Raw genomic sequence first — 24067 nt, forward strand, 5'->3', positions numbered from 1 at the left:
ACCGTGTCCTATGTGGTGAGGCGGCATCCGGCCACGGAGCCTCCGCAAAAACCCGTTGGCGGACCACGGCGACCGTTGCTAATCTCCCGGAGGCCGTGCGAGAGAACGAGGAGGTGGTACCCGTGAACGCAGTATCGACATGGGTGCTCCCCTCCGGGGTCACGGTCGGGCGATAGGTCGTCCGGGAGCGCCGTTCCAGAGCCCTCCCGAAAGGCACGACCGTGCAATTCACTTCTGAACAGCGCCTCGACGACGGCGTCCTCGAGCGCGAATTCACCCTCGGCGAGATCCCCGGCACCCTGTGGACGCCTGGATCCGCACCGGCCCCGCTGGTCCTGATGGCCCACAACAACGGCCTGCCCAAGGCGGAACCCCGGCTGGTGGCCCGGGCCCGGTACACCGCGGCGCGCGGCTACGCGGTGGCCACCATCGACGCCGCCGGGTGCGGTGACCGTCCCCGTTCCGCCGCCGACGAGCAGGCCCGTGCCGACCTCCGGCGGGCGATGCAGGCCGGCGAGCCGGTCGACGAGATCTTCGAGTCCTTCATCGGCCCGCTGGTCGAAAACGCGGTCCCGGAATGGCAGACCACTCTGGACGCCCTCCTTGAGCTGCCCGAGATCGGCGGCCCGGTCGGGTACTCCGGGGGGTGGACCGCCCTCGGCATTCGGCTGGCGGTGGTCGAGCCGCGCATCGCGGCCGCAGGCTTCTTCGCCGGGGGGTACGTGCCCCGTGCCCAGCGCGAGGAGGCCCGGCAGGTCACCATTCCGCTGCTGTTCTTGCTGCAGTGGGACGACGAAGGGAATCCCCGGCAACGGGCCCTGGACCTGTTCGACGCCTTCGGCAGCAAGGAGAAGACGCTGCACGCCAATCTGGGAGGGCACACCGGCACCCCGTGGTTCGAGCTGGAGAACGGGTGCCGGTTCTTGGACCGACACCTGAAGTGAGGCCGGGCCGTCTGGCGGGCAGCAGACGGTAGGCGGTGTCGGCCAGGATGCCGTCATCGAGGACAGGTCCCGGCCCTCCTCGATGGCGGTGGCCGGCAGATGCACAACCGCCCCGATCGCGGCGGTACCGGCCATCGGCGGTACCGGCCGGTCGGGGCGGCGCTCGGCCACCAGCGCCGCCATCAGCTGGGACCATGCCGTGAGGCACTCGACCCGTACCTTGCGGATCGCCGGGCAGGCGACCGACTCGACCACCAGCGTCCGGCCGGGCCGGGGTTGGCGGCCAGCAGTCGGCAGTAGGTACGCATCGCGGCGTTCAGCATCCCGCGGGGGCCGTCGCTGGGCTCGGTGATCCGGCTGACCTCGGTGAACAGGACCTCGGTGGCGGCCCGGTACGCGGCGACGAAGAAGTCGTCCTTGGTCTTGAGACCGTGCCCTATGTGGCGAGGCGGAGAAGCCGTTTTTGTAGCAGCAGAGGGTGGCGGCGAGACCGAGAAGGGCCAGATAGTTGCGGGGGTGGCGCTCGTAGCGGTGGTTGAGTCGGCGGTATCCGGTGAACCAGGACATGGTCCGCTCGATCACCCACCTGCGTCGCCCGAGTCGCTCGGAGGACTCGATTCCCTTGCGGGCGACACGGACGCCGATGCGCTTGCCTCGTAGCCACCTTCGCAGCTCAGGTATGTCGTATGCCTTGTCGGCATACAGACGCTGGGGCTTGAAGTGACGCCCACGGTGGGGGTCGTGTCTCGATTGGTGACCGAGCACCATGGGCTTCAATGCCTGGCTGTCGTGGGTGTTGGCGGCCGAGACTCCGACAACGAGGGGCAGCCCGTTCGCGTCGGACGGGACATGCATCTTGGAGCCTGGCTTGCCTCGATCCACGGGGCTCGGACCTGTGAGTTCGCCCCCTTTATAGCGCGGACGTGGGCGGAGTCGAGGACCGCTCGGGAGAGATCGAGGAGGCCCGCATCGTCGAGCCGGTGCAGGATCTCCTCGTGGAGCCGGCCCCAGACTCCAGCCCTCGACCAGATCAGGAACCTGCGATGGGCCGTCGACTTCGATATCCCGAAGCACGGTGGTAACGCCCGCCAGGCACACCCGCTGACCAGGACGTAGATGATCGTGGAGAGCAACGTCTCATCAGGTATGTCCTGCGTCCCACCGCCCTGCGGCCGCACCCTCGACGGCGGGATCAGCGGCTCCGCGATCTCCCACAACCCGTCCGGAACAAACCAACTCCATGTACCCCGCCCCATACCGAGGCCAACGACGCCTCACCACATAGGACAGCGTCTTAGTCGCCGGTCGTGCCGTCGAGCATCTCGCGCAGGATGTCCAGGTGGCCGTTGTGGCGGGCTGTCTCCTCGGTGAGGTGAAGGAGGATCCAGCGCAGGTCGACGTGGAGGCCGTTGCGGACGGCTCGCTTGGCCTGGTCGTTCAGGCCGCTCCCGGCGACCAGTTCGCGGTAGCGGGCGCTCTGTTCGGCGTATTCGTCGAGCAACTGCGTGACTGGGAAGTCGACGGCGATACGCATTTCGCGGTCGGGGTCCTCCTCGGTCCAGGGGCCTTGGTCTTCCTCGCCGAGGAAGACCACCTGGAACCAGTAGTACTCGACCCAGCGGAGGTGGTTGATCACTCCGCTCATGGTCATCAGCGGTGAGCCCGGCAGGAGCGCCTTGCGTGCGTTCTCTGCGGAGACGCCCTGGCACTTGGCGCGGGCGGTGTCACGTGTGTAGTCGAGGAACGTGGTGAGCTGAGTGCGCTCGTCCCACGCGGGAGGCGTGTCGTCGATTCTGGTCATCGCGCGAAGCATCCCCGATCACGCGAACGATGTCGAAGTGTTTGCGGACGATGCCCCCCGCCTCGGGCGTGAGGGCCGTGGAGACGGTCCCGAGTGGCCCACCCCGCTCCGCCCAGCGCCTTGTTTCGGTGGTCGCTACAGCGATTCGGCGCAGGTAAGCGGGCGCCATGGGACCGGGCGTCTGGTTGAAGTCCGCAGGGCGTCGACGCGATGGGGACGCCCCCGCGCGAGCACAGCCGTGCGTGGAAGCGGCGTGCCAGGTCCCGTGACCCCGGCATGATCCGCCGTACAGGGCTTAGTCACCCTTACGGGGGGTAAAGCGCATAGACGCGCAAATGGTGGGGAGTGTGACCACGTTCGGATCGATCACCACACTCGGGGGCCCCACCCGCATGCGTCAACTCGTCACTGCCTCAGCCGCGTTCGCCACTGTCCTCGCCGCCGCTCTTGTGCCCGCTGCCCAGGCTACGCCGAACGCCCAGGCCGTACCGCCGGGACAGGTGTACTTCTGGCCCGAGCCCAACCAGATGGGTTCGGGAGGAGCCTGGGCCTATACCCCGCCCGGCTACCGCGAGGCCGACCCCCGGGTAATGCGGCACGCCTACTCCTTCGACTCCCATGCCTCCGTCAGCGTTTACGCGATCAGCTACCAACCCGGAGGCGGCTGCCTCTACCGGGAGATCCGCCCGGACGACTATGACAACAACTGGACCGCCTGGGCGACGAAGTTCGACGGCGTGAGTGACACCACCATGGGGTGTGAGCAGGGCTGATCCGCAGATGAGCTTTCGTACGCCGGTCGCCGGGCTGCTGACTGCCCCCCTGCTCCTGACCGGCTGCCTTCTGACGAGCTGCACGGCCCCGGCGCCCCACCCCGTCCCGGACGAGGTGATCAAGACCGCCACCCAGCGCCTCACGGACGCTTGCCTCACCCGCCAGGGCCTCACCCCGCCTCGCCCCGGACAGAGCCCGCCGCCGGCCTACGAGCAACAGCGGGTCGCCGCCGCGCTTTTCGGCGGGGGCCGGGCAGAGCTGTCCATTGCCCTGCCCACCGGCTACGTCGTACGCGCACACACCGATGGCTGCCTGGCCGCAGCTCAGCGACGGCTCTACGGCGATCAGCGCGCCTGGTTCAGGGTGTCGGTGATCGTCAACAACCTCAAGCCCGAAGCGGCCCACACACAGCGCAGCCTCGCCGAGGTCCGCGCCCGGCACCGCGTCGAGCTCGCCGACTGGCGGCGGCTGCGCGCACACGCCCTCACCGGAGCCACAGCCCTGCTCGACAACCACCGACCCACGGGAGACCCGCCATCATGAAACGCTTCACCGTTCTCCTCGCAGCCACCTTGATGTCCGCCGGCGCTGTTCTGGGCACCTCGGCCACCGCCCAGGCAGCGCCCTGCCGCAGTGGCTACTTCTGCGTCTGGACGGACGCGAACTTCGAGGGCCTGAAGATTGAGCACGGCGGCGACGACCACTGGTGGGAGGGCGACATGTTCAAGCACGACTCCTCGTGGGCGAACCACGGGATCTCCGGGCCGAACGTCCCCGACCACATCAAGGTGTACGAGGGCCGCGAGCTGCTGGGACGTGTAACCCTCTGCCTGGCTCCCGGGCAGGAGGTCGGATACGACTCGGGCGCGAACGACCAGGGCGGCTCCCACACTTGGTCCGTCAGCTGCTGAAGCGCATCCGGTGGATCATGCCGCGGCTGCGGCGACCGACAACAACGCCGCAGAAGCACGCGCTGGGCGCTGCGGCCCGCGGCATGATCCACCTGACAAAGCCCTACTGGAACTTGTCAGGCCGATCATGTGACTGCTTCGCTCGGGTGTGTCACCGGCCGCGGAATGGCGGTGATCGGTAGGCTCGGAGAGGTGGCTGAACTTTCCCCAGAGGTACGCAAGCTGCTCACCGGCCGAAACATGGCCCACGTCGCGACGTTGATGCCTGACGGCGCGCCCCACGTCTCGCCGGTGTGGATCGCCGTCGAGGACGATCGCCTGGCGATCTTCTCCGCGCAGGAGAATGTCAAGCTCAGAAACCTGCGTCGGGACGGCCGGGTTGGAATTTCAGTATGCGACGAACACAACCCGTACCGCAGCGCGGTGATTCGCGGCCGGGTGGCCGCAGAGATTGAGGGCGAGGAGGCGATCGCGATCATGGACCGGATGAGTAATCGCTACGTCGGCAGCGACTTCCCTGTGCGTAGAGCGATCGTGTCACTCATCGAGCCCGAGCGCGTGGTCTTCCAGGACCTCCCCTTCGAACATCCACCACAGCACTGAAACCGATCCAACACTGGGCCCCTCGTACGGAGGACTCCCGCTCACCCGGTCGTCGGCCGAACACATCGCGCGTCGGGCGCCGTTGGCGTCACGCACCTGTCGAGAGCGGCCCGCGGTCAGAGTCGCCTGGCACGTGACTACGAAGCCCTGCCTCAGCGGTCCCGGGCAATGATCCACTGGGCCATGGCTGGCAGATGAGCCGTGCCCTCGCAGGAGGAGGTGCTAACACAGTGAGGTGGCTGCGGCCTTGACGGCTGCCTCTGGGTGGCGAATTGTGCGTTGCTGGACCGTGGGTACGCCGCCGTGGATCGTGCCGGACGAGCTGTGGGAGGGGTTCGAGCCGCTGCTGCCGAAGCGCGACCGGCTTTCGGCCCTTGGACCGGCCAGGGCATCGGACCGCCGGAGTGCCACGTCGTCGCAGTCGCCCGTGACGCCGCCCGTGAGAAGATCCCTTCGCGCCGTGTGCTGGTTCCGAGCGTGGAAGGTGACGATGTACGCGATATCCCTGGACGACGACGGGGCCGAGCTGCGCCCGCTCGAACCGTGGCAGGCCGAGGAGTTCCTGACCCACGTGGACCGAGGGCGGGAGTTCATCGGTCAGCACAACGCGCTACCCGACGTCGTAACGGACCTGGAGTCGAGCCGGGCGTTCCTCCAGGCGTACGCGGAGAAGGCCGCAGCCGACGCCGGGCGGCTCTGCGGCATCTGGACGGACGGCAAGCTGGTCGGCGCGGTCCTCTTCCGGAGGATGGACGTCGAGCAGGGCACCGCCGAGGCGGGCTGCTGGCTGGAGCCGTCGGCGGTGGGCAAGGGGCTGGTGACCCGGGCCGCGCGCGTGATCATCGATTGGGCCGTCGAGGAGCGGGGCATCCACCGCGTGGAGTGGTGGGTCTCGGCGGCGAACGAGGCCAGCATCGCCGTGGCGAGGCGGCTCGGGATGACGAAAGACGGCGTGCTGCGGGAGAGCTACCTGTACCGGGGGAAGCGGCACGACGAGGAGGTCTGGTCGGTGCTTGCACCGGAGTGGCGGGCGGGCAAGCGGGCGTCTTGAGCTCCTGACGCAATGTGGGGTGCAGGGGAGTCAAGCTCGTCGAGCGTCGCGAACACCGCCTCATAGGCAACTACTCGTGCCAGTGGGACGAGATCATCTCTGTTCGCTCCAACGGCAAGAAGCCGCTGGGCGGACGGCAGTTGATCGCCCACCAGGTCCTCCTTCTCCACAAGCAGGGGATGTGGCCTCGGGCCGGCAGGGCAGAGGTCAGCGGATGATCGGGGACACAGGAGGGGGAGTGCTGCAAAGGACATGTACGGCTGACTGTGCTGCCTGCTCCACGGCGGAGATGCCCTGGGACATGCTCGGGCTGCCGTGAGAGAGGATCACGAGGTAGAACGTGCTCCCGTGTGCCTTGACCCGCCCCACGCTGTTGATTGCCCAGCGTTGGGAGTGGGGGCGCGGCAGCCAGCCGTTCTTGAGTTGCCAACGGCTGCCTGCCGCAGACACCCCCCAGTCCTGGTCGGCGTCGATCTCGCCCATGAGGGACTGGATCAGGTCGCGTGAGGCTCGATTCAGCGGTGAATGGTCGTCAAACACGGCGGACAGCAGGACCAGCTGGTCTGCCGCGGTGGTCTGGGTGAGGCCCCACTGGGGGCCCGGCCCCGCTTGGGTGGAGGTCAACCCCAGGGTCCTGTTGGCCTCAGTGAGTCCTTTGCCGCCGCCGATACGCTGCCACAGGGCATTGGCGGAGGCATTGTCGCTGCTCTGGATCATCGAAGCGGCGGTCGATGCCTCCCACCGGGTGAGCGGCCGTCTCTCGCGCTGGGCACGCAGCAGCAGGGTCGCCAGAATATCCACCTTCACCACGCTCGCGGTGACGTGCCCTTGTGAGCCGTACACCGCCCGCCGACCGTTCCTGGGCTCCAGAACAGCGACCGATACCTGAGCGCCGCTCCGCGTTCGGACCGGTTCGAGAGAGCGGGCGAGCACACTGTTCACATCCGTCGGGGCCGGTGCCCGTGTGCCGGGGCTGCTTGGCGGCGCTTTGGCCGGCTTTCCGTTCCCCGACGTCACCGGCGTCCGGTGCTGCGCCGTGGGGCGTCCACCCCGGTCACCGGCTGCGTTCTGACCGGCAGCGAAGCAGCTGGTGAGCAGTATGCCCGCAGCTGAGCATGCCAGCGACCGCTGTATCAGCCCCCGGCCCGCGCAGGCCTCGCCATGTCTGCCCGGGGCGGGCGGGACAGGCTCCTGTTTTATCCCCTGGGACGAACAGGCAGCACCAATCGGATTCATTGGGAACCTCAATCGCACAAGCGGGCGGCAACTAAAACGGAAAATCTGCCCATAGTCTTTTCCGGGGTGAGGCGCGCCGCATCCCGGCGCGGTCTCCTCCCAAAGGCGCAACGCGCTCACCGCGGCCCTCCACCTGACGACCTTCGGGGCGAAACGAAGGCCTATCTCTGCCCGGCCCTCTGCCCCCGCGCCGCTATGTCGTGCAGGGTGAGGGCTGTTCTGCAGGTGGGGCAGGTGTTGCCGCTGCTTGGGCCGTTCGGCGCGGGTCGTGGCGGTTGCGGGTGCGGACGGGAAGACGTTCACCGTCCGCGCTGGTGACGACGAGTTGATCGAGCGCGGTGGCGCGATCCTGGGGACTGCACAGGGCTGGAAGGGGTCAGCCGCTGTGGAACTTGCCGCACGTGCTGCCGGTCTTGGGGCAAGCACGCTCGCTTGGCGTTCTCAGGCCACGGGCGGGTGTGTGCCATCGCGGCTGAGCACGGAGGGTAGGACTCGGGCGATGAGCAGCGCGACGTCGTCGTGGTCGCCGGGGTGGCGCAGGGTGTGCAGGAGCAGCTCGCAGGTTGCGTCCAAGGAGCGATGGGGGTCATCCAGGAGGGCGAGCAGGGTGTCCAGGCATGCGTCGATGGGCTGGTCGCGCCTCTCGACCAGCCCATCGGTGTACAGGACGAGCTGATCGCCCGGATGCAGGGCCAGTGTGGTGGTGCGGAAGTCGACGTCGCCGACACCCAGCGGGGTTCCGGTGGGCAGCTTGAGTAGTTCGTGCATTCCGTCAAGGCGGAGGAGAGCTGGGGGCAGGTGGCCGGCGAGGGAGATGCGGCACTGCGCGCTGTGCGGGTCGTAGACGGCGTAGACGCAAGTGGCGATCGTGTCCTGCTCCAGGTCCTCGGTGATGTGGTCGAGTTGCTGGAGGACCTGGGCGGGGTCGAGGTCGAGACCGGCCAGGGTGCGGGTGGCGGTGCGGAGCTGGCCCATGCTGGCGGCGGCGCTGACGCCGCTGCCCATGACATCACCGACAACGAGGGCGGTCTTGTCGCCACCGAGCGCAATGACGTCGAACCAGTCGCCGCCGATCTCGCTGGCCGCCAGGGCCGGCTGGTACCGGGAGGCGACAGCCAGCCCCGGCCGCTGCGGTGGCGAGCGGGGTAGCAGGCTGCGCTGGAGTGTGAGCACGGTGCGGCGTTGTTCCTGGACGGCACGGTGCCGCTCGGTGACGTCCACGCTGGAGGTCACCACCCCCAGCACCTTCCCGTTGGGCGCTTCGAGCCGGTGGAAAGAGATCGACCAAGCATGCTCGTTGTCCGGGTCGGCTGGGGTGCGGCCGACTGTGTACTGGTCCACGACCGGGGTGCCAGTAGCCAAAACCGCGCGCATCGTCGCTTCGAAGGACTCGTCCAAGAAGGGAAGCACCTCATGGACGTGCCGGCCCACATGCTCGGCGGCAGGCACGCCGTTCATCCGCTCCTCCGCCGGGTTGACCGAGACGTACCGAAGGTCAGTGTCCAGTACACCCAGTCCGATCGGCGACTGCGACACCAGTCGGGCGGACAATGCCAGGTCCCGTTCGACCTGCCGTAGCGTTGCCTGATCCGCGGCCAGACCCAGGGCGTAGTAGTCCCCCTGGTCGTCCAGCAGCCGCATGTTGCGGAACTCCACCAGCCGCGTGCTGCCGTCCTTGTGCCGGACGGGGAAGGCTCCGGCCCAGCTGCCACCACCCTCCATGACCTGGGCGAACAGCTCCAGCACCGCCTCCAGGTGCTCCTCATCGATCAGCAGGCGGCCCGCGAACTCGCCGAGGGCCTCCGCGGCGCTGTAGCCGAACAGGTCCTCCGCCTGCGGGCTCCAGAGATCGATCCTGCCCTCGGCGTCAAGGAGAACGGCCGCCACGCTCAGCACATCGAGGAGGCCACCAGACGCGGTCGGAGCGACGCCCGCCGTGTCGGGACCGCTCCGCAGGGACTCGGCTGCACACATCCCGGGCTCTCCTCACTGCACACGCCGCCACCCAGCGGTGTCAGGGCGCTACCCGAGCCCGCGGCTCGGCTTGCGTGGCCCTGCCTCCCCCCATCGTCTCCGCTAGGGGCTGCTCCCGCAGCTATGGCAGTCGCGAGCCCGGCAGCCGGCGACTCGGCTGCCCGAGAGGGCCCCGCGTAGCGGCCTCCGGCCGCCGCAGGGTGCTGCGGCCGTCTGAAGCATCGTGGCTGCTCTGGCATGGAGTGCTCGCCACTCAGCTGTGACAAGCTCCTCGAGCGTTGCCGCGATCTCGCAGGCCGTCTCGGACTCCTGGAGGCGGCGCCGCCGGCGAGTGTCCGCGGCCGACTGCGTGGCCCTGAGGACGCCGCCCCGGGTGCCGCCGCCGCACACGCGGCTGGGCCGCGCTGCATCGCGATCCTGTACGTCGCCGTCGGGCCGAGACGCCCCGGCATTTGCCACAGCGGGCTGCAGCTGCTGCGCGGCGGCCAGGACGAGTCACGGCCCATGCTGCGTGGCTGGCCGGCGGACTCGGCTCCGGGTTCCTGACCGCCCGAGGGGGTCCGAGCTGCCTCTCGGCCACCCATGACGTGGACCTCAGCGGCCCTGAGCAGGGCGAGGCCGACCACGGTTTCTCGGACTCCGCGACGCCTTCGGGCTCCCGGTCGTCCTGCACGGCGACGCCCCGGCCTTCATGGCCTTGCAGCCGAGCCGGGTCACGCCGCGGCTCGGGAGCGGGCCTCGCCCTCCTCCCTCCCGGCCACGTCATGGTGAATGGGAGTCCCCGAACCGGTCAGCGGAACCCCCGTCCCGCCCCGCCGCGCCGCGACGATCTCCGCCGCGATGGACAGGGCGGTCTCCTCGGGGGTGCGGGCGCCGAGGTCGAGGCCGATCGGGGAGCGTAGGCGGGCCAACTCGCGGTCGGTGACGCCGACTTCGCGCAGGCGCCGGTTGCGGTCCTCGTGGGTGCGGCGAGAGCCCATCGCGCCGACGAACGCGACTGGCAGTCGCAGGGCCGTCTCCAGCAGAGGAACGTCGAATTTGGCGTCATGGGTGAGCACGCACAGGACGGTTCGTTCGTCGGTCGCGGTGCGCCGGAGGTAGCGGTGCGGCCAGTCGACCACGACGTCGTCGGCAGCGGGGAACCGGACGCGGGTGGAGAAGACCGGCCGGGCGTCGCACACGGTCACGTGGTAGCCGAGGAACTTGCCCGCCCGTACGAGCGCCGTCGCGAAGTCCACGGCGCCGAAGACGATCATCCGGGGCGGCGGCACCTTCGACTCCACGAACAGCGTCACGCCGCCCGGGCAGCGCGACCCGTCCTCCGCGATCTCGAGGGTGCCCGTGCGGCCGGTGTCCAGCATCGCGCGGGCCTCCGCCGCCGCCGTCCGATCCAGTTCCGGTTGTCCGTCGAGGCTGCCTTCGTACGATCCGTCGGGGTGGACGAGCAGCGCCCTGCCGAGCAGTTCGCCCGGGCCCCGAGCCACCCGGGCGAGTGCCGCTGCCTCTCCTCGGTCCGCGGCCGCCACCCCTGCCTGGAACACCGGCGCGTCCGCGCGCACCGCCGTGACCAGGACTTCGATGACGCCGCCGCAGGTGAGTCCCACCGCGAAGGCGTCCTCGTCGCTGTATCCGAACCGTTCGCGCACTGTCCGACCGTCCTGGAGCGCCTGGACGCAGAGGTCGTACACCGCCCCTTCCACGCAACCGCCGGAGACGGAACCGATGGCGGTGCCGTGACTGTCGACGGCCAGGGCGGCGCCGGGACCGCGCGGCGCGCTGCCGCGGGCGGCCACGACGGTGGCGACGGCGAAGTCCCGGCCCTCCTCGAACCAGCGATTCAACTCCTCCGCGATGTCAAGCACTCCGGGCTCCCTCCGCCGCCCGACGCCGGGCTTCGTCCGCCGCCCGCAGGACGCGGTCCGGACGGATCGGCAGGTCCCGGTGGCGTACGCCGGTCGCGTGCCACACCGCGTTGGCTATCGCGGCGGCGACGCCCACGACGCCGATCTCGCCGATGCCCTTGATCCCTACCGGGTCGTCCGGGGCGGGGTCGTCCACCCAGTCCGCCTCGATGAGCGGCACGTCGGCGTGCGCGGCGAAGTGATAGCCGGCGAGGTCGGCGCCGACGTGGCCGCCGGAGGCCTGGTCTCTGATCGCCTCCTCGTGGAGGGCCATGGACAGCCCCCAGGTCATTCCGCCGATGAACTGGCTGCGGGCGGTGAGCGGGTTGACGATGGTGCCCGCGGCGTAGATGCCGAGTAGCCGTCGCACGCGCACCTCACCGGTGGTGACATCCACCGCGGCCTCGGCGAAGTGTGCTCCGAAGGAGTGCCGTTCCTTCTGCGGGAGGGCGCCGATGGCCTCGGCGGTGTTCGACCGGGCGGTGATCCCCTCCGGCGGAATGCCGCCGCCCACGGCCAGTTGCTCCCGCAGTTCGTCCGCCGCGACCGTCACCGCCCACGCCCAGGAGCGGGTGCCCATCGAGCCGCCGGCGAACATCGCCGGGCCGAGGTCGCTGTCCGCGATGCGCACACGGATACGGTCCGGATCCACCTCCAGCGCGTCCGCGGCGACCAAGGTCATCGCGGTCCGTGCCCCGGTCCCGATGTCCGCCGCGTTGATCCGCACGGTGAAGGTTCCGTCCGACTCCGCGGTCACGGCCGCCGTGGACGGGCCGACTCCTGAGGGGTAGGTGGCCGCCGCCGTCCCGGTCCCGAGCAGCCAGCGCCCCTCACGGCGCAGCCCGGGACGCGGGTCCCGGTCCGCCCAGCCGAACCTGCGAGCGCCCTCCTCGAAGCAGGCGAGCACATTGCGGCTGCTGAACGGCAGCCCGGACACGGGACCCGTCTGGGGTTCGTTGCGTGCGCGCAGCTCGATCGGGTCCATGCCGCACTTCTCGGCCAGTTCGTCGAGGGCGGATTCGAGGGCGAAGGATCCCGGTGCCTCGCCCGGTGCGCGCATCCAGGCCGGGGTCGGCACGTCGAGCCGTACGAGCCGGTGAAGGGTGTGATGCGCGTCGGCGTCGTACATCACGCGGCCCATCGCGGCGCTCGTCTCGACGAATTCATGCACGGTCGACGTAAGACTCTGCGCCTGGTGGTCGAGCGCGCGCAGCCGGCCGTCGGCGTCGGCGCCGAGCCTGATCCGCTGCGCCGTGGGGCTGCGGAAGCCGACGAGGGAGAACATTTGACGGCGGGTCAGTACGACGCGGACCGGGCGATGGAGGACGGTCGTGGCCATCACGGCGGCCACTTGGTGCGGGCTCAGGCCCTTCGATCCGAAGCCGCCGCCGACGTGTTCGGACCGCACCCGTACGGAGGCCGGATCGAGGGAGAAGAGCTGCGCGAGTTCGCTCGCCACCCAGGTGCTGCCCTGGTTGGAGTCGACGACGTCGAGCCGGCCGCCGTCCCAGCGAGCCGTCGCCGCATGCGGCTCCATCGCGTTGTGGTGCTCCTCCGGTGTGGTGTACTCCTCGTCCACGACGACGGCGGAAGCGTCGAGTTGGGCCTCTACGTCCCCCTTCTCCGTCTCGGCCTGGACCATCGGATTGTTCTCCGGCGTGTACGCACCGGAACGTCCGGCGAAGAACGTGACGTCGTGCGGCTCCTCGTCGTATCGGATCGCCAGCGCCTCGGCGGCTTCCCTGGCCTGCTCGGACGTCTCGGCCACGACCAACGCCACCGGCCAGCCCACGAAGGGCACCCGGTCGTGCTGGAAGATCCCGAGGACCGGGTTCGGCCGCCCCAGCATGCCTACGTAATCGGTGTCGACGCGCGGCGCGTTCTGGTGGTGCAGCACGGTGAGGACGCCGGGCATGGCCAGGACGGGGGCGTCCGCCACGGAGCGGATACGGCCACGGGCCACGGTCGACAACACCAGCCAGCCGTGGGCGAGTTCGGCGAAGGGTATCTCTCCGGCGTAGCGGGCCGCCCCGGTGACCTTGTCGCGGCCCTCCACCCGGGCGTGGGCGGAGCCGACGGCTCCCGTCACGGCGGCGATTTTGGTCGTCGTGGTCGGCGTCGTCATCGGGTCGCCTCCTCGGTGAGTTCGGTCAGCACGGCCACGACGAGGTTGCGTATCAGCGTCACCTTGTATCCGTTCTCGGGAAGCGCCTCGGCGGCCGCCAGTTCGGCATCCGCCGCGGCGGCGAACGCCTCCGCGCTCGCCGGGCCGCCGATCAGCACCCGCTCGGCCGCACGGGCCCGCCACGGCCGGGACGCGACCGCCCCGAACGCGAGGCGCACTTCGCGTACGACATCGTCCTGGACGTCGAGCGCGGCGGCGATCGAGCCGATCGCGAACGCGTACGAGGCGCGTTCGCGCACCTTCCGGTACCGCGAGTGGGCGGCGACCGGGGCCGGCGGCAGCGTGACGCCGGTGATCAGCGCGCCGGGCGGAAGGGCGGTCTCGATGTGCGGGGTGTCGCCCACGGGCCGATAGAACTGGGCAATCGGCAACTCGGCCGCCCCGTCCGCCGTTTCGTACGAGATGACGGCGTCGAAGGCGGCGAGCGCGACCGCCATGTCCGAGGGATGGGTGGCGACGCAGTGCTCGGAGGCACCGAGGATCGCGTGGTTGTGGTGCTCGCCCGTGAGGGCGGGGCAACCGCTGCCGGGGACACGCTTGTTGCACGGTTTGCTGAGGTCGGTTAAGTAGCCGCAGCGTGTCCGTTGGAGCAGATTCCCGCCGACCGTGGCCATGTTGCGCAGCTGTCCCGAGGCCCCGGCCAGGACGGCCTGCGTCAACGCCGGGTAGCGACGCCGTACTTCGGGGTGGGCCGCGAGATCGCTGTTGGTGACGGTCGCGCCGATGCGCAGCCCACCGTCCTGTGTGAACTCGACTCCGTCGAGAGGTAGTTCGGTCACGTCGATGAGCAGCGAGGGCCTTTCCACGCCGGCCTTCATCAGGTCGACGAGGTTGGTGCCGCCGCCGAGGAAGCGGGCGTCGGGGTCGGCGCCGAGCAGGGCGACCGCTCCGGAGATGTCGAAGGCGCGTTCGTAGCCGAATTCCCTCATGCCGCCGCCTCCTTGACCTCGGCGTCGGCGGCCTCTGCCGCTCGCGCGACCGCCTGCACGATCGACACATAGGCGCCACAGCGGCACAGGTTGCCGCTCATCCGCTCGCGGATCTCTTCGGCGGTGAGCGCAGGCACTCCCGCTTCGGGCCGGACATCGTCGGTCACGGCGCTCGGCCAGCCCGCCGCGTGTTCCTCGATCACGGCGATGGCCGAACAGATCTGCCCCGGTGTGCAGTAACCGCACTGATAGCCGTCGAGATCGAGAAAGGCCTGCTGCACCGGATGCAGCCGCTCGCCATCGGCCACGCCTTCGATGGTGGTGATCGCGCGCCCCTCGGCCGCGACCGCGAGCTGAAGGCAGGAAACGGCGCGGCGCCCATCGATCAGCACCGTACAGGCGCCGCATTGGCCCTGGTCACAGCCCTTCTTGGTGCCGGTCAGATCGAGATGCTCGCGCAGGGCGTCGAGCAGGGTGGTGCGATGGTCGACGGGCAGCGTGTACTTCTCGCCATTGATGTTCAGGGTGATGGCGCTGGACGTCGATGGGGCCATGATCAGCCTTCTTTCGCATTGCTGATGCGCGTCGAACGAGACGATCCCGGCAGAGAGCCCGGGAGGGAGAGGGCGATGCGGGTGAAATGAACCAGTGACGATGGGCACCCGGCCGCACTGGCCGGATCTGCCGCTATGGTGGACCTAAACGGACAGCTGTCCGGTAGTCATCGAACCTAGCGGACAGCTGTCCGGTTAGCAAGGCCGGGCTTGGCTGTGATTCCGAAAGGAGGACGAGTGCAGGAAGAGGAGAGCGCGACTCTGCGCTCGGACGCGCAACGGAATCGCGAGCGCATCCTGGAAGTCGCGCTGGCCGAGCTGACACGGGCTGCGGACGCCCCGCTGAGCGCGATCGCGAAGAAGGCGGGCGTCGGGCAGGGGACGTTCTACCGGAACTTCCCCAACCGCGAGGCCCTCGTCCTGGAGGTCTACCGCTACGAGATGCAGCAGGTCGCCGACGCCGCTTCCCAGCTGCTCCGGACCCGCGCACCTGACCAGGCCCTGAGGGAGTGGATGGACCGCCTGGCCCAGTACGCCATGGCCAAGGCCGGCCTGGCCGATGCGCTGCGCAAGACCACCAGCAAGTACGGCAGCCTGGCCCAGCTGGGCCACGGCCCGGTGACCCAGGCGGTCACGCTCCTGCTGAACGCGAACGAGGAGGCCGGCACCATCCGCCCCGGGCTGACCCCCGACGACTTCGTGCTCGCCATTGCCGGGCTCTGGCAGATCGACCCGCACAGCGACTGGCAGCCGCGTGCGATGCGTCTGCTGGACCTCGTGATGGACGGGCTGCGGGCGGGGGCGCCCAGAGCGGGCGGTCCTGCGACGGATGAGTCCGAGGCGGACGAGGCGGAGGGGCCGGGGGACGGACGGACCTGAGGTGGGCGGACCTGGGCGGCCCGGATGGACCCGGGCCGGGCGAATCTGGGCCGGACGAACGCGGGCAGGACGGAACTTGGGCGGGCAAAACGGGTCCCGGTCCTGCCCGAGAACAATCCGCTGGACGTCATCGCGCACCTGCCAAGGCGAGGAGGGCGGCGAGCTCGCTGCCGTCGAGATCGCCGAGCGCGCTCTCGACGGAGCGCGGCACGGCGTCGTTGATCGCTCTCTTGCGCTCCAGCAGAGCAGCGATGGTGGGCTTCCACGGTGCCCTCGGTGTCACGAGGTGGTGGACGTTGACGGTACGGGCGTCTGGCCGATGCGGCGGGCGCACGCCGCCCAACCCGTGGGCGTTTCACTGAAGCCAAGCGGATCATCGAGTGCAAGGGACGCTGGAACAAGTCGCTGCCGGTGGCGCCGGCCCAAGCGGCTGGTTCTGTTCAAGGCCTCATGGCGTCGGTTGTGTGAACGGGTCGTCTGCCATCCGGTGCTGGGACTGCTGCGTCGGCCAGGTTGAGAATCCGTCATCTGACCAGCGGGGAATCACATGGAAGGGCAGATGAGGTACCGACTGCTCCGAGCCGGGGCCGTTGGCGCTGAGGATGTTGACACCTCCGGCCTGCAACTCGGTCCGCATCTTCCCGGCGAGGCGCTGGACCATCGCCATGGTGTCGGCCAGGACCCCCGCCGGAGTGCCGAAGATGTCGCCGTAGTGCGAGGTCGCAGTCACCAGGGTGTGCCCTGGCGCGAGTGGGTTCGGTGGAGCGAACGCCGAGGCCACGGGGCCGCAGCTCACCCAGCGAGCAGTGTCGTCGAGGATCAGGCGACAGAAGGTGCAGTCCATCCGGTCACCCTCCAAGGGCGGGACTCACCCGCCAGCCGATTCATGATCGGCCGGCATCCTCGCGAACTGAGCCTGGCCGCCCCACGGAAGCTGAGCCAGAACCCGAGATCGGGAGGCACCTGTCCGGCCGTCGTGCTTTTGGCGCGGGCAGGAACGTCGGAACGCGTGAGACAGGACCGTCCAGAGCCGTGTTGCTGAAGCGGCAAGAAGACTCGCTGGTCCCGCACCGTTCGCCACATGATCGGTATTGAAGCGTTGAACGGCGGGCCGGCACGGGCTCGGCGCGCATTGCAGATCGAGAGACCCGGAGGATTAATGCCACAGCAAGCCACGGACGTCACTCACCGGTTGGTCTCCTCGCCCACAGGCCGGATCCACCTGGTGGAACAGGGCACCGGGCCGCTGGTGCTGCTCGTGCACGGCTTCCCGGAATCTTGGTACTCCTGGCGCCACCAGCTGCCTGAGCTGGCCGCAGCCGGGTACCGCGTGGTCGCCATCGATGTCCGCGGTTACGGCCGTTCCTCCAAGCCCGGCGACACAGACGCGTACCGGATGCTCAACCTGGTGGAGGACAACGCCGCAGTCGTGCACGCCCTGGGCGAACAGTTCGCAGTGATCGTCGGCCACGACTGGGGGGCGACCATCGCCGCCAACTCCGCCCTGGCCAGACCGGACATCTTCCGCGCAGTAGGGCTGCTCAGTGTTCCGTACACCCCGCGCGGCGGACCGAGGCCCAGCGAGGTCTTCGCGCAGATGGGCGGGGACGAGGAGTTCTACGTCTCCTACTTCCAGGAGCCCGGTCGGGCCGAGGGTGAGATCGAGCCCGACGTCCGCGGCTGGCTCGCGGGCTTCTACGCCGCCCTGTCCGCCGACGCCATGCCCGCCCCTGACGCACCCGGCCCGCACTTCGTCAGTCGGGGCGGGACGCTGCGCGACCGGTTCCCCGTCGGCCGGCGGCCCGCCTGGCTCGGCGAGGACGACCTCGATGTCTATGCCGGGGAGTTCGAGCGAACCGGCATGAGCGGCGCACTCAACCGCTACCGGAACATGGACCGGGACTGGGAAGACCTCGCCGACTTCGACGGCGCGCCCATCACCCAGCCGTCCCTGTTCATCGGCGGCAGTTTGGACGCCTCCACCACCTGGCTGGCCGACGCGATCAAGGCATACCCCGTCACGCTGCCCGGCCTGGTCTCCTCCCACATCCTCGACGGCTGCGGCCACTGGATCCAGCAAGAGCGCCCCGCCGAGATCAACCGGCTCCTGACCGACTGGCTGACCTCTCTACCCGCCTGAGCCTTCCTGGGAGCCTGGATACGTTTCCGGGCTCCCAGGCCCGATGCGCAGCGTCTGCCTCCTACAAGCCGCCTGCCCTGGCCGCCAGGATTACTCAGTGCTGTCGTAACTCGTCAACATCTGCATCGTCCGCCGGCGCTCGACTGCCTCCCGAACCGCTGTCGAAGTGCTGCTCGTTATCGGGCTCCGGCTCAACTTCTGTGGGGCCGCACCTGTCCGTCACAACAACAGGACTCGTCTCCGCAAGAGTTGGAAGCCTGCGCTGCCGAGCGTCTGGCGCTCGAGCAACTTGCTGCGGTTGGTCACCGATGCCGGCTTCGACGGCGATCTTCTCCGCCTCTCCCCGTGCTTACCACGGCCTGCTCAGAGCCGGGCTGCCAGGCCGCACCAGCGGTGCGGCCTGGCAGCCCTTGGCCTTGCGCGGGGTCACCAGGTGTGCGCGACGTCCACGATCAGCTGGTCGCCGGACTGGAGCACCCGGAACGGCAGCTTGGCGCGAACGCCCAGGCCGACCTGGGTCTGCCCCTCGAAGCTCGCCCCGAACTTGGTGTCCTTGAACGTCTTGTATCCGGTGATGTTCACACCCGGCAGCGGCTGCCCAGCCTTCCCGGCGTAGGTCTGCCTGCCGGTCGCCGGGTCGTAGCTCGGCGCGGACACATAGACCTGCAGAATGGCGCCGCCGTTGACCGGTATCTGCTCACCAGAGCCGTCCTGGTGGAACTTGTCGACGTAACCGACGTGGTAGCCGAGTTTGCCTGTCGCACCACTGATGTCGAAGACCATGCGGTCGTAGCATGTGTTCTGGCTGGTCTTGATGTTCTTCAGCGGCCTGGAGTCCGAGTCCGTGGCCGATTTGCCGCCGCTGCCCCAGACGGTCGAGCAGGCGGTGGCCGAGGCGGCCTTCCCCACCTGGCCGGTCGCGGCGCCGGCCACCCCGGCAGTGGCCACCAGCCCGGCGCCCGCCAGCGCGAGCGCCGCGGCCGCTGTCGTCAACCTTCGCATGCCTACCTCCAACTAAGAGCTGAGTACAAGTACTTGCGGTAGGACGGCCGGGCTTGTGGCGGCGTTGCGTGTCGGTCGGCTTTTAGCCAACGATGGGGCGAAGCTGTCTCGAAGGTGGCGCTATTGATCACCAGGTGCCTTCAGCGGAGCCGCGCGACGCACTCAAGCGCGACGACTCCAGGCCCTCTGTCGGCGGTGTAGAGCTGGTCCGGGTCACCGAACGAGACGTAGACCTGCCCGTCGCACGCAACGGGATTCCCATCGGGGTGCTTCTGCGCGACAGCCGCCGCAGCGGCCGGGACGGCACCGGCCGGTGACGCCGGCAGGAAGCGAGCCCTGCGACGATACCCACCGCGCCCAGCGCGGAAAGCGCACACAGCCGCCGCTTTCCTTGGTTCGGCCTCTATGTTCCTCGAATCACGAACATGCACCTTTCACTGCTCAAGGCGGACAGGGCCCTATGGCGGAGGCCCCCTCAGTGTGTGCCGGATGTGACGGACAAAGATCAGCACAAGGGATGTCGGGTCGGATATCACGGCTCGGGCTTCGGAATGTAGTTCGCCCCAATGCACCAGGACAATGGCTGGGCCATTTCTTTCGGATCATCAGAAAGTTGGCCCGGTCGTGCCGTTGACCGACGCGCAGGGTAAAACGTGCCGCGCGGTGATTCGTAAGAGAGGACCTGGATGCGGGTCGGCCCGTAGGGCGCCCGTCAGCGGCCGTGCTGGTCTTTCGGCAGAGGGGTGTCCGGGGCGTGGTGGGTGGGCCGGCTGTGAGATCGGGGTTGATTTTAATCAAGCAGTTGTGTGGATAACTGGATAGAATTTTGGTATGAGTGAGCGGCCTGTCGGTTCGGCTGCGCCGGGACTTGTCTTCGAGGCCGGTTCCGGTTCCGTGGTGATGGGTCCGAGCCGGTACCGCGGGGTGGGTGTGTGGGGTATCGGGCTGGTCAGGGGCGTCTGCTTCGGTGACCCAGCTGGTGTTCCGTGTATCTGTCTCGCGGCTGTCGCACGGTTGGGTGATGGCGTGTAATGGGTGCGGCGTCGGATGGGACGGGTCTGTATTCGGGTCGGGCTTCGGGTCTGATCGGGGCGCAGATTGCGGGTTACCGGGTGGAGCGTGAGATCGGTCGCGGGGGAATGGCCGTTGTGTACTGTGCAAGGGATTTGCGTCTGGACCGCACGGTTGCGCTGAAGCTGCTTGCCCCGGAGCTGGCCCGCAATGACACCTTCCGTCGCCGTTTCACGCACGAGTCGCGTGTGGCTGCTGCGATCGACCATCCTCATATTGTGCCGATCTTTGAGGCCGGCGAGATGGATGGTGTCTTGTATATCGCCATGCGTTATGTCTCGGGGCTGGACCTCCGGGCTTTGCTCGACCGGGACGGTCCGTTGCCGGTTGCGACTGCGCTGCGTATCGCCGCTCAGGTGGCGTCGGCACTTGATGCGGCCCATGAGCATGATTTGGTGCACCGGGATGTCAAGCCCGGCAATATTCTGGTTGCCGGGGGCACTGACAGTGATCACCCTGAGCATGTCTATCTCACGGATTTCGGGCTGACGAAGAAGTCGCTGTCGCTGACCGGGTTCACTGAGGTGGGCGAGTTCGTCGGCACGCTCGACTATGTGGCACCGGAGCAGATTTCAGGACGCCCGGTGGATGGCAGGTGCGATCTGTATAGCCTTGCCTGCGTTGTCTACGAAACCCTCGCGGGTGGGCCGCCTTTCCAGCGGGATGAGGACATGGCGCTGCTGTGGGCGCATCAGTACGATCAGCCACCTGCCCTGAGCGAGAAACGGCCTGGGATCCCGTCGGCGATGGACGACGTTCTGGCAAAGGCCCTGGCGAAGACTCCCGAGGACCGTTACGGCTCCTGCCTGGAGTTCGTGGCGGCTCTGCGTGCCACTGCGAGCGGCGTCGGCAAGGGTGCGCATCCGCCGACACAGGTGGACCCCGGGGTTGTCGAAGCCGCGCAGCACCCCGGGCCGGCCCCGGATCCGCCTGTCTGGGCCCGGCCGGTCTTTGGCCGTCCGCCCGGTTAGGTTCTGTCCGGCGGAGCATGCTGGGTCTCGTCGTGTTGCCCTGCCGGTATGCACTTCTCCGGTCGACCACGGCGTCCAGGACTGCACGGCCCACGTTCTTGGGGAAGAGGTGGGCGTACAGCCGCCCAGCTCGGTGCCGTACGACATGCCGAAGTAGTACAGCTTCTTGCCGCCGAGGACCTCACGCATGAGGTCCATGTCACGCGCGGCGCTCACGATGTCGACGTGCGAAAGGACCTTGCCGGAGTTCCGCTCGCAGCCCTGGATGTACTTCTTGTCGAAATCGGCCGCGTCCTTCAGCCTGGTGGCGTCGTTTGGCGAGCCGTCACCCGCGTAGTAGGCGTCGATCTCCTTGTCGCTGAGGCAGGTCACGCCCGAGCTCTCGCCGACGCCGCGCGGGTCGAAGCTGACCAGGTCATAGCGCGAGTTCAGCGTCTGGAATTCCTTGCCGAGGCTGGGGAGTATGAGACGCCGGAGGCGCCGGGGCCGCCGAAGTTGAATAGCAGCGAGCCGATGCGCTGGTCCTGGTCCATGACCTTGGTGCGGATCAGCGTGACGTTGATCGTCTGGCCGTCCGGCTTGGCGTCGTCCAGCGGCGCCTTGAGGGTGGCGCACTGCCACGCGCCGCCCGGGGCCTCGTTTGTGCCCTGTGCCGGGGTCGGTGCGGCGCGCGTGTGCCAGCTGAGCTTCTGTGCGGTCAGCGAACTTGGCGGTTTGCTCGTGGCCGGGGCGGAAGGCGTACAGGTTCGTGCCCCACCGCAGGCGCGGTGAGGCACGAACCCGAGCGCTTCACAAGCCTTGGTACGCCATCTACCTCAGGTGTCTTCCCACGTCACTTGACGATGACGTCCCCGGCCGGCTTGGGCGCGTCCTGAGCTGAGGAGCTACCGGTGTCGTCCTTGGGCGGCTCGGGCGGCGCGGGCGGCTTGGGCGCGTCCTGAGCTGAGGAGCTACCGGTGTCGTCCTTGGGGGGCTCAGGCGGCTTGGGCGCGTCGGGACACGGGGGGCCGCCCTTGCCGCCGCTGCCGGCGCCTCCACGGCCGGCCTTGCCGCTGTTGCCGCCGCAGCGGCCGTTACCGCCGCGACCGCCGGCGCCTCCAGCGCCGGCACCGCCCGGCGGCGTACAGACAGTGCCGTCGGTACCGGTGCCGTTGCCGCCGTTGCCGCCGTTTCCGCCATCACCGGGACTGCAAAGATCGTCGTGACCGTCGTGAACCTTGTGGTCCTTCTTGTGATCCTTTTTATCCTTGTGGTCTTTTTTCTTCTTTTGGTCCTTGCGGTCTGTGGTGACTGCCGATTTCGCCACGCTTTGCGCTGTCGGCGCTGCAAACGCTGCGGAAGCCGGTATCAGGACGCCGCCGACGCCCAGGAGGGCGGAGGTGGCGACAACGGCCAGACGACGCGTCCAGATGGTGTCATTCATAAAAATCTATGTCCCTCTTTTGCGTGCTCTCACCAATGTGGGAATGAGCAAGAACTCGGTTTCTCTGGGCGGATTCATGACGTGTGGCCGGGGAATCCGGTAGGTAGCACGGATGTGCCGCCCGTTTCCTTTCCGGCGGGCCCGCACTTCCAGTAGGCCCGAGCGGCGCAGCCTGGTCACGCTCCGACAAGTCGTGGCTTGACGCAGTCGAAGACATCGGGTAATTGCCCGTAAAAAGCACTGGCCGCGTTGACGACCGCACGGGCGGGGCGCTGGTCCTCGGCGAGGGCGACGTGCTGTCGGCGCTCGCCGGCGTCTGCAACGTGGCCGCGACAAAACAGGACCACTGCATCCACGCCGACGACGCCGGCCGCGCCATCGGCTGCGCGGACCACAAGCGGCACCAAACCGACGCCGAGGTACAGGCAAGGCTGCCGCAGTTAGGCACTTCGCCGGCGATGCCATGGCCGGGAGCAGTTCAGGCCTGGGCGGCCGATGCCCGTGGCCTCGTCCTCGCGCTGCGGATGGGTGCAGATAGGGCGCGGCGATAGACGGGCGGCCCCGCTTGTGACGCGGTGTCAGAACCCTCCCGTCCTCGAAGCTCGGCTGCGTGAAACCGTCGCAGGTGGAGGGCAGTTGGAGCATGGCGCAGGTGCCCGCACGGCAGGAGCTGCTGTGTGCATCGTGTGGTGCTCGCGCCGAGCGGGGTGGCTGCGTGCGGCATTGCAGGGCGCGGCCGCGGCGCTCGCGGACCGCCGAGGTGAGCGGTGGTGTGCCGTCATACGGATGCGGCTGTCGGTGGGCCTCGCCGCGCGGGTGGGCTGTCACGGTGCGCGTGTTGCCCGGGGGCAGGCCGTCGCGGGGCCGGAAAGTGGCTCGGCCGCTGTCCAGCGGCGCCTTTTGCGTGCTTTACCCGACGCTTACGGCCGCGTCAAGCCACGACTTATAGGAACGTGACCGCGCTGCGCCGCTCGGGCCTACTTGAAGAGCGGCCTCACCGGAACGGAAAACGAGGCAGCGCGGTAAGGCGGAAATCCTTACCGAGGATCTTCCCCTTTAAAAAGAATCCCTCTGTATCAGTAGGAGAAAATCATGACTCGCAACGTTCACACCCACAGCGATGTCCGTCCCCAGCGTCGGGGCCTGCGCTTTGCCACGTTTTTCGCCTCTGGCGTTTTCATGGCCGGGGTCGCCATCATGCCGGCCTCCTCCGCGATGGCGGCCCCGATGCCGGCCTCGCCGGCGGTGAGCCTCGTCGCCCATGTGGACAAGCACGACAACAAGCACGACAACAAGCACGACAACAAGAAGGACGGCAAGCACGACAACAAGCACGACAACAAGCACGACAACAAGAAGGACGACAACAAGAAGGACGACAACAAGAAGGACGACACGAAGAAGGACGACACGAAGAAGACGGGAGGCAAGGGCGGCGACGGCGGCGCGGGCGGTGTCCTGGGCGGCGCCGGCGGCACGGGCGGCAAGGGCGCCGACACGGGCGGCGCCGGCGGCACGGGCGGGGCCGGTGGTGTCGTGGGCGGCACCGGCGGCACGGGCGGCACGGGCGGCACCCAGGGCGGCGCTGGTGGTACTGGCGGCGCGGGTGGTGTCGTGGGCGGCGCTGGCGGCGCAGGCGGCGACGCCGTCTAAGGCGGCAGCTTCTTCCGACTGGCACATCCGGCGGCCCGGACGGCTCACCCCGTCCGGGCCGCGAC

24 protein-coding genes and 2 pseudogenes are annotated in these 24067 nt (G+C 68.7%); 13 read left to right on the forward strand and 13 right to left on the reverse strand.

Features of this window, described 5'->3' with window-relative positions:
• The first annotated feature begins 221 nt into the window (after positions 1-221).
• Entirely contained in the window at positions 222-944 is a 723-nt protein-coding gene (locus AB0D12_RS23750; protein ID WP_362686254.1) for an alpha/beta hydrolase, read from the forward strand.
• A 436-nt stretch (positions 945-1380) separates the two neighbouring features.
• Here AB0D12_RS23750 and AB0D12_RS23755 read toward each other — a convergent pair.
• Both AB0D12_RS23755 and AB0D12_RS23760 read right to left on the reverse strand, forming a co-directional pair.
• Positions 1381-2200: pseudogene (locus tag AB0D12_RS23755) on the reverse strand (IS5 family transposase).
• 38 nt (positions 2201-2238) lie between these two features.
• Positions 2239-2745: a DinB family protein gene (locus AB0D12_RS23760; protein ID WP_362686257.1), complete on the reverse strand. Its 507-nt coding sequence runs from the start codon at positions 2743-2745 to the stop codon at positions 2239-2241.
• 347 nt (positions 2746-3092) lie between these two features.
• On the opposite strand from AB0D12_RS23760, the gene AB0D12_RS23765 reads away from it, so the two are divergent.
• The 6 genes from AB0D12_RS23765 (at position 3093) to AB0D12_RS23790 (ending at position 6302) form a co-directional block, all read left to right on the forward strand.
• Complete coding sequence (locus AB0D12_RS23765) at positions 3093-3518, forward strand: hypothetical protein (protein ID WP_362686260.1); 426 nt, start codon at positions 3093-3095, stop codon at positions 3516-3518.
• A 7-nt stretch (positions 3519-3525) separates the two neighbouring features.
• Entirely contained in the window at positions 3526-4062 is a 537-nt protein-coding gene (locus tag AB0D12_RS23770) for a hypothetical protein (protein WP_362686263.1), read from the forward strand.
• Positions 4059-4430, forward strand: a complete 372-nt coding sequence (locus tag AB0D12_RS23775; protein WP_362686266.1) for a peptidase inhibitor family I36 protein — start codon at positions 4059-4061, stop codon at positions 4428-4430. The genes AB0D12_RS23770 and AB0D12_RS23775 overlap by 4 nt, the downstream gene beginning before the upstream one ends.
• A 192-nt stretch (positions 4431-4622) precedes the next feature.
• On the forward strand, positions 4623-5033 hold the full coding sequence (locus tag AB0D12_RS23780) for a PPOX class F420-dependent oxidoreductase (protein ID WP_362686269.1): 411 nt from the start codon (positions 4623-4625) through the stop codon (positions 5031-5033).
• 490 nt (positions 5034-5523) lie between these two features.
• Positions 5524-6084 carry a GNAT family protein gene (locus tag AB0D12_RS23785; protein ID WP_362686272.1) on the forward strand — a complete coding sequence of 187 codons (561 nt, stop codon included), beginning with the start codon at positions 5524-5526 and terminating at the stop codon, positions 6082-6084.
• A gap of 14 nt (positions 6085-6098) precedes the next feature.
• Positions 6099-6302 (forward strand): hypothetical protein, encoded by a 204-nt coding sequence (locus AB0D12_RS23790; protein WP_362686275.1) that lies wholly within the window; start codon positions 6099-6101, stop codon positions 6300-6302.
• Here the strand turns inward: AB0D12_RS23790 and AB0D12_RS23795 are convergent.
• The 6 genes from AB0D12_RS23795 to AB0D12_RS23820 form a co-directional block, all read right to left on the reverse strand.
• A complete protein-coding gene (locus AB0D12_RS23795; RefSeq protein ID WP_362686277.1) occupies positions 6292-6894 on the reverse strand; it encodes a serine hydrolase in 603 nt (200 codons plus the stop codon). The genes AB0D12_RS23790 and AB0D12_RS23795 overlap by 11 nt on opposite strands.
• A gap of 867 nt (positions 6895-7761) precedes the next feature.
• Complete coding sequence (locus tag AB0D12_RS23800; RefSeq protein ID WP_362686280.1) at positions 7762-9294, reverse strand: SpoIIE family protein phosphatase; 1533 nt, start codon at positions 9292-9294, stop codon at positions 7762-7764.
• Between the two features lie 713 nt (positions 9295-10007).
• The gene (locus AB0D12_RS23805) at positions 10008-11156 is read right to left on the reverse strand and encodes an XdhC/CoxI family protein (RefSeq protein WP_362686283.1); all 1149 of its coding nucleotides are present in this window, start codon (positions 11154-11156) and stop codon (positions 10008-10010) included.
• Positions 11149-13320, reverse strand: a complete 2172-nt coding sequence (locus tag AB0D12_RS23810; RefSeq protein ID WP_362686286.1) for a xanthine dehydrogenase family protein molybdopterin-binding subunit — start codon at positions 13318-13320, stop codon at positions 11149-11151. The genes AB0D12_RS23805 and AB0D12_RS23810 overlap by 8 nt, the downstream gene beginning before the upstream one ends.
• Complete coding sequence (locus tag AB0D12_RS23815; protein ID WP_362686289.1) at positions 13317-14309, reverse strand: xanthine dehydrogenase family protein subunit M; 993 nt, start codon at positions 14307-14309, stop codon at positions 13317-13319. The genes AB0D12_RS23810 and AB0D12_RS23815 overlap by 4 nt, the downstream gene beginning before the upstream one ends.
• Positions 14306-14863 carry a 2Fe-2S iron-sulfur cluster-binding protein gene (locus tag AB0D12_RS23820; protein WP_362686292.1) on the reverse strand — a complete coding sequence of 186 codons (558 nt, stop codon included), beginning with the start codon at positions 14861-14863 and terminating at the stop codon, positions 14306-14308. Before AB0D12_RS23820 ends, AB0D12_RS23815 begins: the two co-directional genes overlap by 4 nt.
• Positions 14864-15100: 237 nt before the next feature.
• Here AB0D12_RS23820 and AB0D12_RS23825 point away from each other — a divergent pair, with 237 nt between their 5' ends.
• Positions 15101-15742 (forward strand): TetR/AcrR family transcriptional regulator, encoded by a 642-nt coding sequence (locus AB0D12_RS23825; RefSeq protein ID WP_362686295.1) that lies wholly within the window; start codon positions 15101-15103, stop codon positions 15740-15742.
• A 127-nt stretch (positions 15743-15869) separates the two neighbouring features.
• Here the strand turns inward: AB0D12_RS23825 and AB0D12_RS23830 are convergent, their stop codons facing one another.
• Together AB0D12_RS23830 and AB0D12_RS23835 are read right to left on the reverse strand one after the other, a co-directional pair.
• A complete protein-coding gene (locus AB0D12_RS23830) occupies positions 15870-16025 on the reverse strand; it encodes a hypothetical protein (protein ID WP_362686298.1) in 156 nt (51 codons plus the stop codon).
• A 165-nt stretch (positions 16026-16190) separates the two neighbouring features.
• The gene (locus tag AB0D12_RS23835) at positions 16191-16472 is read right to left on the reverse strand and encodes an HIT domain-containing protein (RefSeq protein ID WP_362686301.1); all 282 of its coding nucleotides are present in this window, start codon (positions 16470-16472) and stop codon (positions 16191-16193) included.
• 429 nt (positions 16473-16901) lie between these two features.
• Here AB0D12_RS23835 and AB0D12_RS23840 point away from each other — a divergent pair, with 429 nt between their 5' ends.
• The gene (locus tag AB0D12_RS23840; protein ID WP_362686304.1) at positions 16902-17882 is read left to right on the forward strand and encodes an alpha/beta hydrolase; all 981 of its coding nucleotides are present in this window, start codon (positions 16902-16904) and stop codon (positions 17880-17882) included.
• Positions 17883-18308: 426 nt separating this feature from the next.
• On the opposite strand, the gene AB0D12_RS23845 is transcribed toward AB0D12_RS23840, so the two are convergent.
• Complete coding sequence (locus AB0D12_RS23845) at positions 18309-18884, reverse strand: hypothetical protein (RefSeq protein WP_362686307.1); 576 nt, start codon at positions 18882-18884, stop codon at positions 18309-18311.
• A 134-nt stretch (positions 18885-19018) separates the two neighbouring features.
• Between AB0D12_RS23845 and AB0D12_RS23850 the strand changes: the two genes are divergently transcribed.
• Together AB0D12_RS23850 and AB0D12_RS23855 are read left to right on the forward strand one after the other, a co-directional pair.
• A complete protein-coding gene (locus tag AB0D12_RS23850) occupies positions 19019-19201 on the forward strand; it encodes a hypothetical protein (RefSeq protein WP_362686310.1) in 183 nt (60 codons plus the stop codon).
• A 714-nt stretch (positions 19202-19915) separates the two neighbouring features.
• Positions 19916-20926, forward strand: coding sequence for a serine/threonine-protein kinase (locus tag AB0D12_RS23855; protein ID WP_362686313.1), 1011 nt, complete (start codon positions 19916-19918; stop codon positions 20924-20926).
• Positions 20927-20987: 61 nt separating this feature from the next.
• On the opposite strand, the pseudogene AB0D12_RS23860 reads toward AB0D12_RS23855, so the two are convergent.
• Together AB0D12_RS23860 and AB0D12_RS23865 are read right to left on the reverse strand one after the other, a co-directional pair.
• A pseudogene (locus AB0D12_RS23860) lies at positions 20988-21702 on the reverse strand (alpha/beta fold hydrolase); the annotation flags it as partial.
• A 56-nt stretch (positions 21703-21758) separates the two neighbouring features.
• Complete coding sequence (locus tag AB0D12_RS23865; protein ID WP_362686316.1) at positions 21759-22349, reverse strand: hypothetical protein; 591 nt, start codon at positions 22347-22349, stop codon at positions 21759-21761.
• Positions 22350-22573: 224 nt separating this feature from the next.
• On the opposite strand from AB0D12_RS23865, the gene AB0D12_RS23870 reads away from it, so the two are divergent.
• Both AB0D12_RS23870 and AB0D12_RS23875 read left to right on the forward strand, forming a co-directional pair.
• Positions 22574-22900, forward strand: a complete 327-nt coding sequence (locus tag AB0D12_RS23870) for a hypothetical protein (RefSeq protein ID WP_362686319.1) — start codon at positions 22574-22576, stop codon at positions 22898-22900.
• A gap of 541 nt (positions 22901-23441) precedes the next feature.
• A complete protein-coding gene (locus tag AB0D12_RS23875; protein ID WP_362686322.1) occupies positions 23442-24002 on the forward strand; it encodes a hypothetical protein in 561 nt (186 codons plus the stop codon).
• Positions 24003-24067: the final 65 nt, after the last annotated feature.

It is taken from the genome of Streptomyces sp. NPDC048479 (assembly GCF_040651435.1).
Classification (GTDB): Bacteria; Actinomycetota; Actinomycetes; order Streptomycetales; family Streptomycetaceae; genus Streptomyces.